Genomic DNA, 13959 nt, shown 5'->3' on the forward strand with positions numbered 1-13959 from the left:
GCAATTTCGCACGGCGTGTCGTGTGATCAAGCTGATTCTCCGACTATTTTGCCGGTATTTGTGCCCGTCCGTCGCCACGCCGATGCCATATCGATATTTTATTCGAACATGCATTCAATTCCGCGGATGCCGCCCCGAGCTGAGCGAGCGCCAGCGTTCCAGCATCCCCTCGGGGACCTCCTCGGCGGTGAGCGCGAACACCAGGTGGTCCCGCCAGTCGCCGTCGATGTGCAGATAGCGCGGGCGCATTCCCTCGGAACGGAAGCCGAGCTTTTCCACCACCCGCCGGCTGGGACCGTTCTCCGGCCGGATGCACACCTCGATCCGGTGCAGCCCGAGGGTGCGGAAGCAGTGGTCCACCGAGAGCGCCACGGCGGTCGGCATGATGCCCCGGCCGGCCACCCCCTCGTCGATCCAGTAGCCGACGTTGGCCGAGCACATCGAGCCCCAGGTGATCCCGCCGACGGTCAGCTGTCCGACCAGCCGGCCCCGGTAGAGCACCACGAAGGGCAGCATCCGGCCGGCCGAGGCCTCGCCGCGCAGGTAACGCACCATCTGCCGGTAGGTCGGGCGCGGGCCCGCCGCCAGGCCGGCCGGGCCGGGCGGCACGGTGGCCTCCCAGCGCCGCAGCCAGTCCCGGTTGCGGCGGCTGACCTCCTGCCACTCGCGCTGGTCGCGGGCCCGGATCGGGCGCAGCACGACGTCCCCCTCGTGGAGTTCTACCGGCCAGCCGGCGTTCAGTGCGCGCTCCCGGAAGCTGGTGCGTCGGGCCGGGGGTGGTCCCCGCCGCCGAGCTGGTCGACGGCGTGGGCGAGCAGCGGGGCCAGTACGGCCAGACCGTCCCGGACGCCGCCGGTCGAGCCCGGCAGGTTGACGACCAGGGTACGTCCGGCGACCCCGGCCAGCCCCCGGGAGAGCGCGGCGGCCGGCACCTGCTCCCGGCCGTACGCGCGGATCGCCTCGGGGATGCCGGGGATCTCCCGCTCCAGGACCCGGGCGGTCATCTCGGGGGTGAGGTCGGTCGGCGAGATCCCGGTCCCGCCGGTGGTCAGCACCACGTCGTAGCCGGCCGCCACGGCCTCGCGCAGCACCTCCTCGACCGGTTCGCCGTCCGGGACGACCCGGGGGCCGTCGACCGTGAAGCCCATCGCGCGCAGGCCCTCGACCAGCAGCGGGCCGCCCTTGTCGGCGTAGACCCCGGCCGAGGCGCGGTTGGAGACGGTGACCGCCAGCGCCTTCATGCGGAGGCCTCCGGGGCGGTCCAGTCGCCGCTCTTGCCGCCGGTCTTGGCGAGCACCCGGACGGACTCGACGGTGGCGCCCTTGTCGACCGCCTTGACCATGTCGATCACGGTCAGCCCGGCCACCGCGACGGCGGTCAGCGCCTCCATCTCGACGCCGGTGCGGTCGGTGGTCCGCACGGTGGCGGTGATCTCCACCGCGTCGTCGGCGACGGTCAGCTCGACCTGGACGCCGGAGACCGCGATCGGGTGGCAGAGCGGGATCAGCTCGGGCGTCTTCTTGGCGCCCATGATCCCGGCGATCCGGGCCACCGCCAGCGCGTCGCCCTTGGGCAGTCCCTCGCCGCGCAGCAGCTCGACCACCCGCGGGGAGACCCTGACCCGGCCGGCCGCGACGGCGGTCCGGGCGGTCACGGCCTTCTCGGAGACGTCGACCATCCGGGCCGCGCCCTGCTCGTCGACGTGGGTGAGGCGGTCGCCGGGGGGTGAGGTGGTCACGGGTGGCTCCAGGGGCGCGCAGGTCGAATACCGCGCTACCGTACCCCCCGGCCGACCCGGGCGTGGGACGGGCCGCGTCGGTGGGACGGCCCGCCCGGGACGGGAGTTCGCCCCGGCGGCCCGGTGCTCAGTCGCCGAGCAGCACCACGTCGACCTCGCTGCCGGCGGGCAGCTCGGTGACCTCCTCGGGCACGGTGATCAGGCAGTCCGCCCTGGCCAGCGCGCCGACCAGGTGCGAGCCCGCGCCGCCGACCGGCTCGACCAGGCCGTCCCGCGCCGAGTACCGGCCGCGCAGGAACTGCCGGCGCCCGGCGGGCGAGCGCAGCGCCACCGGGCAGTGCGCCCGGACCACCGGGCGGTGGACGTCCTCGGCGCCGAGCATGGTGCGGATCGCCGGGCGGACGAACAGCTCGAAGGAGATGTACGCGCTGACCGGGTTGCCCGGCAGGGCCATCAGCGGCACGCCCTCGCCGGGGCCGATCCGGCCGAAGCCCTGCGGCTTGCCGGGCTGCATCCGCAGCCGCCGGAAGTCGACCCCGCCGTACTCGGCGAAGACCTCCTTGACCACGTCGTACGCGCCGACGCTGACGCCGCCGCTGGTGACGATCAGGTCGGCCCGGCCGAGCTGGTCCTCCAGCACGGCGCGCAGCCGGGCCGCGTCGTCGGGGACGCCGCCGACCCGGTAGGCGATCGCGCCGGCGTCCCGGGCGGCGGCGGTGAGGGTGAAGCTGTTGGAGTCGGCGATCTGCCCGGGGCCGACCGGCTCGCCGGGCTGGACCAGCTCGCTGCCGGTGGAGAGCACCACGACCCGCGGGCGCGGGCGGACCGTGGCGGTGGCCCGGCCGATCGCGGCGAGCAGGCCGAGCTGGGCGGGGCCGAGCCGGGTGCCGGCGGCCAGCACCCGGGTGCCGGCGGCGACGTCGCTGCCGCGGCGGCGGATGTGGGCGCCCTCGGAGACCGGGCGCAGCACCCGGACCTCCTCGTCCCCGACCGGGGCGGTCATCGCGTCGGCGGGCAGTCCGGTCCCGGTGCCGCCGTCGGTCCACTCGACCGGGGCGACGGCCTGGGCGCCGGGCGGGACGGGGGCGCCGGTCATGATCCGGGCGGCCTGGCCGGGGCCCACCGGGGGGAGGTCATCGGCGCCGGCGGCGATCTCGCCGACCACCGAGAGCACCGAGGGGTAGGTGTCGCCGGCGCCGACGGTGTCGGCGGTGCGCAGCGCGTAGCCGTCCATCGAGCTGTTGTCGAAGGGCGGCAGGTCCCCCTCGGCGAGGACGTCCTCGGCCAGCCGGCAGCCCTGCGCGTCGAGCAGCTGGAGCTCGATCGCGGGCAGCGGGCCGACGGCGGCCAGGATGTCGGCGAGGTGCTCGTCCACGGTCCACAGACCGTCCGGACGGGCGGCGGGGCGGGCGGCCGGGGCCGGGTCCGCGGAGTCGTCGCAGCAGGCTGCGGGGCTGGTACCGCTCTCCGTGGACCCGGTCATCGGCGCACTCGCTCTCTGTCGGTGTGTCAGTCCTGCAGCTCGGAGGCGACGAACTCGCGCAGCCAGGTGCGGAAGTCCGGGCCGAGGTCCTCGCGCTCGGAGGCCAGCCGGACGATGGCGCGCAGGTAGTCCGCGCGGTCGCCGGTGTCGTAGCGGCGGCCCTTGAAGAGCACGCCGTGGACCTGGCCGCCGGTGTCGGCGGGACGGTTGGTCAGCTCGCGCAGGGCGTCGGTGAGCTGGATCTCGCCGCCGCGGCCCGGCTCGGTCTCGCGCAGCACGTCGAAGACCGACGGGTCGAGCACGTAGCGGCCGATGACGGCGTAGTTCGACGGGGCGTCGGCGGTGTCCGGCTTCTCGACCAGGTCGGTCACCTGGAAGACGTCGTCGCCGAAGCCGTTCGGCTTGACCGCGGCGCAGCCGTACAGGTGGATCTGGGAGGGGTCGACCTCCATCAGGGCGACGACCGAGCCGCCGAGCTCCTGCTGGACCTCGATCATGCGGGCCAGCAGCGGGTCGCGCGGGTCGATCAGGTCGTCACCGAGGAGGACGGCGAAGGGCTGGCCGGCGACGTGCTGCTCGGCGACCGAGACGGCGTGGCCGAGGCCCTTGGGGTCGCCCTGGCGGACGTAGTGCATGTTGGCGAGCTCGACGGACTCGCGGACCCGGCGCAGGCGGTCCTCGTCGCCCTTGCGGGCGAGCAGCTCCTCCAGCTCGTAGGCGCGGTCGAAGTGGTCCTCCAGCGCGCGCTTGTTGCGGCCGGTGACCATCAGTATGTCGGACAGGCCGGCGGAGGCCGCCTCCTCGACGACGTACTGGATCGCCGGCTTGTCGACGACGGGCAGCATCTCCTTCGGAGTGGCCTTGGTGGCCGGCAGGAATCGGGTACCCAGACCGGCCGCGGGGACCACTGCCTTGGTTACCGGGGTACGGGAGTTCGTCGTCGTCATGCGTTTACCTTACTAAGGCACGTATTTCGCCTGACCGGGCGCAGTTGACCGATGCTTCGGCAGCACGTCGCCTGACCCGGCCGCGTTGGCAGGCATAGGGGACGTGGCGGGCGGGGCGAGGGGGTCCCCTCCGACACAGGGCGACAGACTACCCGCCTTTTCCGAACGGTCATGTTCGGCTGCGAAGACTCCCCCCGGCACCGCGGGAACAGCCGCCGGGGCGGCCGCCGGAAAGGCCGCAGGACCGGCTTGCGGACCGGCCGGGCGCCAGCAGTCCCCGCCGGCCGCGCGGGCGGCCGCGAGCGCCCGGTCGGCGGCCCGCAGCAGCACCGCGGCGTGGGCGCCGTCCTCGGGCAGCACCGCCAGGCCGGCCGCGGCGGTGAGCCCGTTGCCGTACGGGCGGCGGCCCTCGCGGTCGCCGGAGGACCAGTCCAGCAGCAGGTGGCGGCGGACCGACCAGACCAGCCGGTCGGCCACCTGGGCCGCGCCCTCGGCGCCGGTGTCCGGCAGCACCACCAGGAACTCCTCGCCGCTGTACCGGCCCAGGGTGTCGGAGCGGCGGATCTCCATGCCCAGCCGCTGGGCGAGGTCGCGCAGCACCGTCCCGGCCCGGGCCCGGCCGTGCTCGGCGACCACCGCGTCGAAGCCGCTGATCTCCAGCAGCAGGACGGCCAGCGGGCGCGGACCGTCCTGCTGCTCGTGGCGCTCGGCCCGGCGGGCCCGGTCGATCTCCCGGTCCAGGGTGAGCTGGAGGTGCCGGTAGTTCCAGACGCCGGTGACCGGGTCGCAGGAGGCGGTGCGCTCCAGCTCGGCGCAGCGGGACTCCAGCTCGGCGAGGCGCTCGCGCAGGGCGGCCTCGCGCCGGGCCGCGCGGGCCGAGCCGCGGCGCAGCCGGCCGCCGAGGACGGCGGCGCCGGCCAGCGCGGGGGCGCTCAGCGCGGCCAGGGCCTGGACCAGCAGCGGGGTGGACATCGGGGAGGTGCCTTCCGCGTGTCAGGCTCTGGGCGTCCCGGTCGCACGGCGTCGGGGTTCCAGAGCGGTCGTGGTCGGAACGGTCGAGGTCGAGCGGTGGAGGAGCGGTGGACCATCCCATGCACAACGAGAAGAGCGCGCTGAGGACACGGCTGCTGTCCGAGCGGCGGGCACTGCCGCCGGAGGACCGGGAGCGGGCCGCCGAGGCGCTGGCCGGGCACGCCGGCGAGCTGGCGGCCGAGGCGGCCACGGTGGCGGCGTACGTCTCGGTGGGCGCCGAGCCGGGCACCCGGCCGCTGCTGGACGCGCTGCGGGCGCGCGGGGTGCGGGTGCTGCTGCCGGTGCTGATGGCCGACAACGACCTGGACTGGGCCCCGTACGAGGGCCCGCGGGCGCTGGCCCCGGCCGGGCGCGGGCTGCTGGAGCCGGTCGGCGGGCGGCTCGGGCCGCAGGCGGTGACCGAGGCGGGCCTGGTGCTGCTGCCGGGGCTGGCGGTGGACCGCCGGGGGCTGCGGCTGGGGCGCGGCGGCGGCTCCTACGACCGGGTGCTGGCCCGGCTGGAGCGGGCCGGGGCGCGGCCGGTGCTGGCGGTGCTGCTGTACGAGCACGAGCTGCTGGAGCGGGTGCCGGCGGAGCCGCACGACCGGCCGGTGGACCTCGCGCTGACCCCTTCGGGCACCCACCGGCTGGGGTGAGCCGGCGGGGGGGACGCCGACGGCCCCGCACCCCGGGATCCGGGGGGCGGGGCCGTCGGGACCGGCCGGCGTCAGCCGTTGGTCAGCGTCAGCTTGTGCTTGGTCGCCTTCTCGACCGCGTCCGGCGAGTAGGCCCAGGTCAGCAGCTTGCCCTTGAGCCAGACGTCGGTCTGGTCGTTGTAGTTCTCGTGGAACGCGTGCCCCGAGGCGCCGCCGACGTTGACCCAGCGGGAGGCGTCGAGGTCGTTCAGGTCGACCACCATCCGCATCGACGGGATCCAGTCGACCTGGTACCCGGCCGCCGCGTTCCAGCCGGCCGCGTCGACCGCCGCCGAACCGCCGGAGAGCCGGTACGGGCCGCGGTTGAGCAGCTTGTGGACGGCGCCCGAGGCGATCGAGGAGTCGTCCGAGCCGAGGGTGCGCTCGCGCAGCTCCAGCTTGTGCAGCCGGCCCCAGCTCCAGGTGGTGACGTCCTTGGTGAGCAGCGAGGTGAGCTCCTGGCGGGCGTTGGTCATCGCCTCGCGCAGCAGGTTGTCCAGGCCCTTCTGCTCCTTGTGCTGGGAGTCGATGTACGTCCACCAGGTGCTGTCGGGCTTCTCCAGCTGCTGGCGGACCACCTCGGTCCAGCGGTCGCCGCCGTCCGGCTGGGCGCGGCCCGGGTCACGGGTGCCGCACTCGGTGACGATCCTCGACTTGCTGTCCGGCTTGGTCGGGTCGGCCTGCTCGCGGACCAGCAGGCAGTTGTCCTCGGCCCGCAGGTCGGCCGGGAACTTCTGGCCGAAGGCGAGGGTGAGCAGCTGGCGCCAGACGCCGTTGTAGTAGGCGGCGGCGGCCGAGTCGGCGTCCTGGTGGTAGTTCCAGTCCTTCAGCAGGTCCTGGGCCTCGCGCACGTAGGGGTCGTCGATCTCGACCTTGAGCAGCATCGGGACCAGGGTCTTGGCCAGGATGCTGGTGTTGTCGAGCTGCATCTCCTGCATGTCGTCCGGCGAGATCTTGCCGTTGTTCTTCAGCCGGGCCTCGATCTGGTCGGTGATCTCCTTGGCCCGGGTGCCGTACTCCCAGTCCTGGGTCAGCGCGTACTTGTACGAGGCGTCGACCACGGCCTGGTTGGCGGTGACGATGTAGCCGCTGGACGGGTTGAGGCTCCACGGCAGGGCGCTGAACGGGACCGGGTCCTTCTTCCACCGGTAGGCGGAGTCCCAGCCCGGCGCCGGGTAGCGGCCGTCGCCCTTGCCGCGCACCGGGATGTAGCCGGGGGCCTGGTAGCCGATGTTCTTGGCGTCGGCGTAGATGAGGTTCTGGGCCGGGACGGCGAAGTCCGCGGCGGCCTTCTGGAAGTCCTCCCAGCCCTTCGCGCGGTCGAGCGCGAAGACCGCGTCCATGGTCTTGCCCGGGATCAGCGCGGTCCACTGCAGGGCGACGCCGTAGCCGCCGGTGCCGCGGTCCGGGGCGGAGGTGCCGTTGGGCGCGTACTTGCCGACGTTCTGCTGCTCGGTGCTCGGGTCGGAGATCAGCGGGGCGCCGGTGGTCGTGGTGCGCACGGTGATGGTGCGGTCCTCGCCCCCGGCGACCTTGATGGTCTCCTTGCGGAGCTCGAACTTCTCCTCCTTGCCGTCCACCAGGTAGGTCTCCGGGCCGGTCACCTTCTCCAGGAAGAGGTCGGTGACGTCGGCGCCGAGGTTGGTGAGGCCCCAGGCGATGTCCTTGTTGTGGCCGATGACCACGCCGGGCATGCCGGCGAACGTGAAGCCGGAGACGTCGTACTGGCAGGTCGGCGAGACCGTGCGGCAGTGCAGGCCCATCTGGTACCAGACCGAGGGCAGGCCGGGGCCGAGGTGCGGGTCGTTGGCCAGCAGCGGCTTGCCGGTGGTGGTGTGGCTGCCGGCGACCACCCAGGAGTTGGAGCCGATGCCCTGGCCGTTGCGGCCGAGCAGCTCGGGCAGCGCGTCGATCCGGTCGGTGACGTCCTTGAGCACCGCCTTGGTGGCGGCGGCGCCCTGGGCGGTGCCGGTGCCGGCGGCCGTACCGGTGCCGCCGCCCGCCGGGGTGGAGCCGTCGGCCGGCTTGTAGGCGGTGCCGTTGACGGTGCCGGTCTTCACGATCGTGCCGTTGCGGGCGAACGGGTAGTCCGGGTACAGCTCGTCGATCTTGTCCGGGCCGAAGTCCTGGGCGAGCAGCGAGCGGTCGATCTCCTCCTGGAGGTTCCCGGAGAGGTCCCAGGCCATCGCCTTGAGCCAGGACACCGAGTCGACCGGGGTCCACTGCTCGGGCTCGTAGTCGCCGTTGACGACGCCGAGCAGGCTGTACTCCAGCGAGGCGGAGGCACCGCCCGGGTGCTCGGCGAGCCAGGCGTTGACGCCGTCCGCGTACGCCTGGAGGTTCTTCTTGGTGTCGGCGCCGAGGACGGTGTCGAACTCCTTCTGCGCGACCTGGCGCCAGCCCATGGTGCGGATCATGGAGTCGGTCTCGACCTGGCTGTCGCCGAACATCTCGGAGAGCCGGCCCGCGGTGATGTGCCGCCGGACGTCCATCTCCCAGAAGCGGTCCTGCGCCTGGACGTAGCCCTGGGCGCGGAAGAGGTCCTCGGAGGTGTCGGCGTAGAGCTGCGGGATGCCGTTGGCGTCGCGCTTGACGTCGACCGGCGCGCTCAGGCCCGCCAGCTTGACGGTGCCGTCGACCTCCGGGAAGGACGCCCGGACCGCGGCCACCCCCCGGTAGCCGCCGTAGCCGGCGCCGGCCACCAGCAGGACGACCAGCACGATCACGATCAGACGGGCGCGCCGGAACTTCTTGGAGCGGGGCATCTGGGTCCTTGCGGTCCTCACTGGGGGGCGGGCGGACATGTCAAGAGCACGTGGCCGTGACAGAGCACCACATTAGGCCGCCCCGGCTGGCGGCCGTGCACGGGGGACGCTCACGGTGGGATCGGAGGAGGTCGGAAGCGCGAGGTGATGGAGCCGGTGAAGCGTGAACTTAAAGATATGGCAAAATGTTAGACTGAGTAACGATCCGCAAGGGGAGTAATCGGCGCGTCCCCCCGCCGCCCCTGTCGGTGCCCCGTCCGCCCCTGCCACGTCCGAGGTGCCCCTGCGTGAATGTCGACCACCTGAACCAGCTGCTCCTCGAGTTCTCCGTGATCCTGCTGGTCGCGGTGGTCGCCGTGCGGGTGTCCACAAAATCGGGCCTGCCCAGTCTGCTGATCTACCTCGGCATCGGCGTGGCGCTCGGCCAGAACGGCCTGGGCATCTCGTTCAACAACGCCGAGCTCACCCAGGTGCTCGGCTACGCGGCGCTGGTGGTGATCCTGGCCGAGGGCGGCCTCAAGACCAACTGGCGTGAAGCCAGACCGGTGATGCCGGCCGCCACGGTGCTGGCCACCGTCGGCGTCGGGATCAGCGTCGCCGTCACCGCGGCCGGCGCGCACTTCCTGGTCGGCCTGGACTGGCGGACCTCGCTGCTGCTCGGCGCGATCGTCTCCTCCACCGACGCCGCGGCCGTCTTCTCGGTGCTGCGGACGGTACCGCTGCCCCGCCGGCTGACCAGCCTGCTGGAGGCCGAGTCCGGCTTCAACGACGCGCCCGTGGTCATCCTGGTCGTCTCCTTCGCCACCGTCGGCGCGCACGACTCCTGGTACGTGCTGCTCGCCACGATCGCCGCCGAGCTGGCGGTCGGCCTGGCCATCGGCCTGGTCGTCGGCAAGCTGGGCGCGTTCGGCGTCAAGCGCGTCGCGCTGCCCTCCTCCGGCCTCTACCCGATCGCCGTGATGGCGCTCACCGTGCTCGCCTACGCCGGCGGCGCGCTGCTGCACGGCTCCGGCTTCCTCGCCGTCTACGTCAGCGCGGTGGTCCTCGGCAACGCCAAGCTGCCGCACGGCCCCGCCGTGCGCGGCTTCGCCGACGGACTGGCCTGGATCGGGCAGATCGGCATGTTCGTGCTGCTCGGCCTGCTCTGCACCCCCGAGTCGATGGGCTCGGCGGTGGTCCCCGCCCTGGTGATCGGCGCGGTGCTGGTCTTCCTCGCCCGGCCGCTGTCGGTGGTGCTGACCCTCACGCCGTTCAAGCTGCCGGCCGGCGAGCAGGCCCTCCTCAGCTGGGCCGGGCTGCGCGGCGCGGTGCCCATCGTGCTGGCCACCATCCCGCTGGTCTCCGGCGCGCCGATGGCCCAGGAAGTCTTCAACATCGTCTTCATCCTGGTCGTGGTCTTCACCCTGCTCCAGGGCCCGACGCTGCCCTGGGTGGCCAAGGCCCTGCGGATCGGCGAGGGCTCGATGGGCCAGGACCTCGACATCGAGTCCGCGCCGCTGGAGAAGCTGCACGGGCACCTGATGTCGGTCGCGCTGGCGCCGGGCTCGAAGATGTCCGGCGTCGAGGTCGGCGAGCTGCGGCTGCCGACCGGCGCGGCGGTGACCCTGGTGGTGCGCGAGGGGAACAGCTTCGTGCCGGACAAGACCACCGTGCTGCGCGGCGGGGACGAGCTGCTGGTGGTGACCACGGACGAGGTCGGCGAGGCGGCCGAGCGGCGGCTGCGGGCCGTGGACAAGGGCGGCAAGCTGGCCGACTGGCTGAACGGGCGCGGGCGCTGAGGGCCCCGAAGACCTCGCCGGGCGTTCACCCCGACGTCATGGGACACCTTTGGGCCGGTCCTGTAAAGTCGGGGTGAGCGCGCCGTCTACGCGCGTAAAACACACCACGCTGATACACCAACCCCAGCATCTGCCTGATGCAGAGTTGGCGCGACCGCTCGGCGGCCGCGGCCCGGACCCGGCCCCTCGCCGGACCGGCCCGGTATCTACCCCGGTCGACGCGCGAGAGGACGACTCTCGGCGCCGTCGGGGCCACCCCATGCCCTGCCGCGCTACCAGGCAGCAGGAAGGACCGACCGTGACGGCCCGCCGAACGGTCGAGAGCGTCGAGGACGCCCGGAGCACCACCCCCGCGACCACCGCGACCACCTCGGTCGCGCCCGCCGCGACCACCGCCGAGTCCGCTGCGGCCGCCGTGCCCGCCGCGCCCGCCCGCGTCGGCTACGGGGCGCTGCTGCGCACGCCCGGCGCCTGGACCTTCCTGGCCCCCGCGTTCGTCGCGCGGCTGCCCTACGCGATGCTCGGCATGGGCATCCTGCTGCTCGTCAAGGACACCCACGGCTCCTACGGCACCGCCAGCACCGTCGCGGCGGTGGCCGCCGTCGCCCAGGCGCTGATCGGCCCGCAGACCGGGCGGCTCGCCGACCGGTACGGCCAGGCACCGGTGCTCGTCCCGACCGTCCTGGTGCACGCGGTCTCGGTCGGCGCGCTGATCGCGCTCGCGCTCGGGCACGCGCCGGCCTGGAGCCTGTTCCTGGCCGCCGCCCCCGCCGGGGCGAGCGTCCCGCAGATCGGCGCCATGGTGCGGGCCCGCTGGATCGCCACCTTCTCCGCCGAGGGCGCGTCCGCCGGCTCGGCCGCCAAGGTGAGCACCGCCTTCGCCTTCGAGTCCGTGACGGACGAGTTCACCTTCGTGATCGGCCCGATCCTGGCCGCCGCCGTCGCCACCTCGGTCAGCCCCTCGACGGGGCTGGTCGCCGAGGCCGCGCTGACCCTGGTCGGCGGTCTGGCCTTCGCCGCCCAGCGGCGCACCGCGCCCGCCCGGGTGGTGCGCGAGCCGGGAGTCCGGCAGGCCTCCGCGCTCGGCTCGCCCGGCGTCCGGCTGCTGGCCGGCACCTTCCTCGGTGTGGGCGCCGTCTTCGGCGGCCTGCAGGTCTCGGTGAACGCCTTCGCCGACTCGGTCGGGCAGCACGGCGCGGCCGGCACCGTGTACGGCGTCTTCGCCGGCGGCTCGATGGTCGCCGGTGTGCTGTACGGCATGGTCGCCTGGCGGCGCTCCGTCCAGCAGCGGATGGTCATCGGTTACGGCCTGCTGGTGCTGGGCTGCTCGACCCTGTGGGCGATGCCGAACCTGGTCGCGCTCTCGGTCGCCGGGCTGGTCTGCGGCCTGGCCATCGCGCCGACCCTGATCAGCGGCTACACCCTGGTCGAGACGCTGGTCGAGGACGGCGCCAAGACCGAGGCCTTCACCTGGCTGACCGGCGCCATCGGCCTGGGACTGGCGACCGGCGCGATGGCGGCCGGGCGGCTGATCGACGCGCACGGGCCGTCGGTCGGGTTCCTGGTCCCGGTGGCCGGGGCCGGGCTGGGCCTGGTCGCGCTGGTGACGCTGCGGGGGCTGCTGACCCCGCAGGACCGGCGCTCCGCGGTGGTCGCGGGCTCCGCCGGGCGGGGTGCGCCGGCCCGGCCGGCGGCCGCGACCGAGGGCTGAGCGCGGTGGCCGGATCGGACACCACGCCGGACTCATCTCACATTCGAGTCGCTGGACTGATCCACCGGAATGCCGCATCATTGACCATCGTTAGCACTCATCAGGCGAGAGTGCCAGGAGGAAGACAAGTGCCCACGTACCAGTACCAGTGCACCGAGTGCGGCAACGGCCTGGAGGCGGTGCAGAAGTTCACCGACGAGCCGCTGACCACGTGCCCCGACTGCCAGGGACGGCTCCGCAAGATCTTCTCTGCGGTGGGCGTGGTCTTCAAGGGCTCCGGCTTCTACCGGACCGACAGCCGCTCCTCCTCCAGCAGCTCGGTGGGCGGGGGTTCGTCCTCGTCCTCCTCGACGTCGACGTCCTCCTCGTCGTCCTCGTCGTCGAGCTCGTCGACCCCCGCCGCGAGCCCCGCTCCGGCGGCCGGCTGACCTTCGGCCGGGCACCGGCACCAGCTTTCCGAACGGCCCGCCGTTCCCGCTTCCGAGCGGGTGCGGCGGGCCGTTCGTCGTCTCCGGGACGTTCGGCTCACTCGTCGGGGTGAAGGAGCCCGTCCACAGCCCCGGGTTGTCCACAGGCTGGGGAAAGCGGCTCACGGCGGGGGCGCGGGCGGCCCAGAGTGGCGGTCACCGGAACCCCGAAGCCGATCCTGGAGGTGCCCGTGCGCACCGGTTCGCCCGTCCTGTCCCCCCGCCCGCTGCCGATCCCGCCGCTGCCCGCGTCCAGCGTCCCGCCCCGGCAGCCGGTGCCGCCGTTCCCGCCGATCGGCGGCCGGGCCGGCCCGCGCTGCCGGCTGCGACAGGTGCTGCGCTACCGCGCCCCGGTCCCGGCCGTGCTGCTGTTCGCGGCGGCGGCCGTGCTCACCCTCGGCCCGGCCTGGGCGGGCCCGCCCGCGCCCGGGACGCCGCCGCCGGTGGGCCGAACGGGTTGTCCGTCGGAGGGGGCGGAAAATCACCCGTGACCGGCGGGGGACTTCGTCGTTCACGCGGCATGAAAGGCTTCAAGGAATTCCTGCTGCGCGGAAACGTCGTCGAGCTGGCGGTCGCCGTGGTCATCGGCGCGGCCTTCACCAACATCGTCAACGCCTTCGTCAAGGGCGTGATCAACCCGATCGTCGGCGCCTTCGGAGCCAAGGACCTCGCGTCCTACAGCTCCTGCCTCAAGGGGCCCTGCGAGCTGTCCGCCACCGGCGAGGTCACCAGCGGCATCCTCATCCTCTGGGGCAACGTGCTGAGCGCGGCCCTGCAGTTCCTGATCACCGCCGCCGTCGTCTACTTCTGCCTGATCCTGCCGATGACCCGGTTCACCGCCCGGCGCAAGACGCTGGCCGAGATCCAGGCCGAGGCCGAGGCCAAGGAGGTGCTGCTGCTCACCGAGATCCGCGACGCCCTGGTCACCCGGGCCGGCTGAGGCCCGGCCGGACCGGCGACGCCTTCGCTCAGTCCCCGTGGTGCGGCGGGCGCTGGCTCAGGTACCAGTCCAGCCCACGGCCGCCGCTCCCGCCCGTCCCGGGGCGGTCGCCCCAGCCCGCGTCGGTGTCGTCCCGGGACTGCCGCTCCAGCGGGTCGCCGAAGACCAGCCGCGCCTTCGCCGCCCTGCGCGACGCGTCCACCATCTCTCCGGCCGCCCGCTGCTCGGCCGCCTTCTCCTCCGCCACCTTCTCCTCCACCGCTCTCGACCTTCCCCCGCCGCCGTTCCCGCCCACTGCCACCAGCCTAGAAGGCCGCCCGGCACGCCGGCGCCGTCGAGCGAACGCTCGTCGAAGAACAGCTGGTAACGCAGGCCGGAGCAGCCACCGGGCTGGACGGCGACCCGCAGCGCGAGGTCGTCCCGG

Annotated in this window: 14 protein-coding genes and 1 pseudogene; 6 read left to right on the plus strand and 9 right to left on the minus strand. The window is 73.6% G+C overall.

Annotation, left to right across the window (positions count from 1 at the left end; genetic code table 11):
- Positions 1-114: 114 nt before the first annotated feature.
- The 6 genes from ABTX81_RS29780 to ABTX81_RS29805 form a co-directional block, all read right to left on the minus strand.
- On the minus strand, positions 115-741 hold the full coding sequence (locus ABTX81_RS29780) for a GNAT family N-acetyltransferase (protein WP_350551895.1): 627 nt from the start codon (positions 739-741) through the stop codon (positions 115-117).
- Positions 738-1241, minus strand: a complete 504-nt coding sequence (locus ABTX81_RS29785; RefSeq protein ID WP_350551857.1) for a MogA/MoaB family molybdenum cofactor biosynthesis protein — start codon at positions 1239-1241, stop codon at positions 738-740. The genes ABTX81_RS29780 and ABTX81_RS29785 overlap by 4 nt, the downstream gene beginning before the upstream one ends.
- Complete coding sequence (gene moaC / locus ABTX81_RS29790) at positions 1238-1678, minus strand: cyclic pyranopterin monophosphate synthase MoaC (protein WP_350551897.1); 441 nt, start codon at positions 1676-1678, stop codon at positions 1238-1240. Before moaC ends, ABTX81_RS29785 begins: the two co-directional genes overlap by 4 nt.
- Before the next feature lie 187 nt (positions 1679-1865).
- Positions 1866-3221, minus strand: a complete 1356-nt coding sequence (gene glp, locus ABTX81_RS29795; RefSeq protein WP_350551860.1) for a molybdotransferase-like divisome protein Glp — start codon at positions 3219-3221, stop codon at positions 1866-1868.
- Positions 3222-3247: 26 nt separating this feature from the next.
- Positions 3248-4168 carry a UTP--glucose-1-phosphate uridylyltransferase GalU gene (gene galU / locus ABTX81_RS29800; RefSeq protein ID WP_350551863.1) on the minus strand — a complete coding sequence of 307 codons (921 nt, stop codon included), beginning with the start codon at positions 4166-4168 and terminating at the stop codon, positions 3248-3250.
- Between the two features lie 12 nt (positions 4169-4180).
- Positions 4181-5140, minus strand: coding sequence for a GGDEF domain-containing protein (locus tag ABTX81_RS29805; protein ID WP_350551866.1), 960 nt, complete (start codon positions 5138-5140; stop codon positions 4181-4183).
- Between the two features lie 119 nt (positions 5141-5259).
- On the opposite strand from ABTX81_RS29805, the gene ABTX81_RS29810 reads away from it, so the two are divergent.
- On the plus strand, positions 5260-5835 hold the full coding sequence (locus ABTX81_RS29810; protein ID WP_350551869.1) for a 5-formyltetrahydrofolate cyclo-ligase: 576 nt from the start codon (positions 5260-5262) through the stop codon (positions 5833-5835).
- A gap of 71 nt (positions 5836-5906) precedes the next feature.
- On the opposite strand, the gene ABTX81_RS29815 is transcribed toward ABTX81_RS29810, so the two are convergent.
- Positions 5907-8639, minus strand: coding sequence for a penicillin acylase family protein (locus tag ABTX81_RS29815; protein ID WP_350551872.1), 2733 nt, complete (start codon positions 8637-8639; stop codon positions 5907-5909).
- Between the two features lie 287 nt (positions 8640-8926).
- On the opposite strand from ABTX81_RS29815, the gene ABTX81_RS29820 reads away from it, so the two are divergent.
- The 5 genes from ABTX81_RS29820 (at position 8927) to mscL (ending at position 13535) form a co-directional block, all read left to right on the plus strand.
- Complete coding sequence (locus ABTX81_RS29820; protein ID WP_350551875.1) at positions 8927-10417, plus strand: potassium/proton antiporter; 1491 nt, start codon at positions 8927-8929, stop codon at positions 10415-10417.
- Between the two features lie 415 nt (positions 10418-10832).
- The gene (locus tag ABTX81_RS29825) at positions 10833-12128 is read left to right on the plus strand and encodes an MFS transporter (protein WP_350551900.1); all 1296 of its coding nucleotides are present in this window, start codon (positions 10833-10835) and stop codon (positions 12126-12128) included.
- A gap of 128 nt (positions 12129-12256) precedes the next feature.
- A complete protein-coding gene (locus tag ABTX81_RS29830; protein WP_350551878.1) occupies positions 12257-12556 on the plus strand; it encodes an FmdB family zinc ribbon protein in 300 nt (99 codons plus the stop codon).
- Positions 12557-12744: 188 nt separating this feature from the next.
- On the plus strand, positions 12745-13086 hold the full coding sequence (locus tag ABTX81_RS29835) for a hypothetical protein (protein ID WP_350551880.1): 342 nt from the start codon (positions 12745-12747) through the stop codon (positions 13084-13086).
- A gap of 29 nt (positions 13087-13115) precedes the next feature.
- Complete coding sequence (gene mscL / locus ABTX81_RS29840; protein ID WP_350551882.1) at positions 13116-13535, plus strand: large conductance mechanosensitive channel protein MscL; 420 nt, start codon at positions 13116-13118, stop codon at positions 13533-13535.
- Between the two features lie 28 nt (positions 13536-13563).
- Here mscL and ABTX81_RS29845 read toward each other — a convergent pair whose 3' ends face one another.
- Together ABTX81_RS29845 and ABTX81_RS29850 are read right to left on the minus strand one after the other, a co-directional pair.
- Positions 13564-13794, minus strand: coding sequence for a hypothetical protein (locus ABTX81_RS29845; RefSeq protein WP_350551884.1), 231 nt, complete (start codon positions 13792-13794; stop codon positions 13564-13566).
- A 71-nt stretch (positions 13795-13865) separates the two neighbouring features.
- Positions 13866-13959: pseudogene (locus tag ABTX81_RS29850) on the minus strand (iron-sulfur cluster insertion protein ErpA); the annotation flags it as partial.

Origin of the sequence: Kitasatospora sp. NPDC097605 (assembly GCF_040302725.1) — a bacterium.
Classification (GTDB): Bacteria; Actinomycetota; Actinomycetes; order Streptomycetales; family Streptomycetaceae; genus Kitasatospora.

What these genes read in the sequence shown, in the direction of transcription:
- ABTX81_RS29805 (WP_350551866.1), bottom strand. Translation starts at nt 5,140, where the DNA reads ATGTCCACCCCGCTGCTGGTCCAGGCCCTGGCCGCGCTGAGCGCCCCC.
- glp (WP_350551860.1), bottom strand. Translation starts at nt 3,221, where the DNA reads ATGACCGGGTCCACGGAGAGCGGTACCAGCCCCGCAGCCTGCTGCGAC.
- ABTX81_RS29815 (WP_350551872.1), bottom strand. Translation starts at nt 8,639, where the DNA reads ATGCCCCGCTCCAAGAAGTTCCGGCGCGCCCGTCTGATCGTGATCGTG.
- ABTX81_RS29810 (WP_350551869.1), top strand. Translation starts at nt 5,260, where the DNA reads ATGCACAACGAGAAGAGCGCGCTGAGGACACGGCTGCTGTCCGAGCGG.
- ABTX81_RS29785 (WP_350551857.1), bottom strand. Translation starts at nt 1,241, where the DNA reads ATGAAGGCGCTGGCGGTCACCGTCTCCAACCGCGCCTCGGCCGGGGTC.
- moaC (WP_350551897.1), bottom strand. Translation starts at nt 1,678, where the DNA reads ATGGTCGACGTCTCCGAGAAGGCCGTGACCGCCCGGACCGCCGTCGCG.
- mscL (WP_350551882.1), top strand. Translation starts at nt 13,116, where the DNA reads ATGAAAGGCTTCAAGGAATTCCTGCTGCGCGGAAACGTCGTCGAGCTG.
- galU (WP_350551863.1), bottom strand. Translation starts at nt 4,168, where the DNA reads ATGACGACGACGAACTCCCGTACCCCGGTAACCAAGGCAGTGGTCCCC.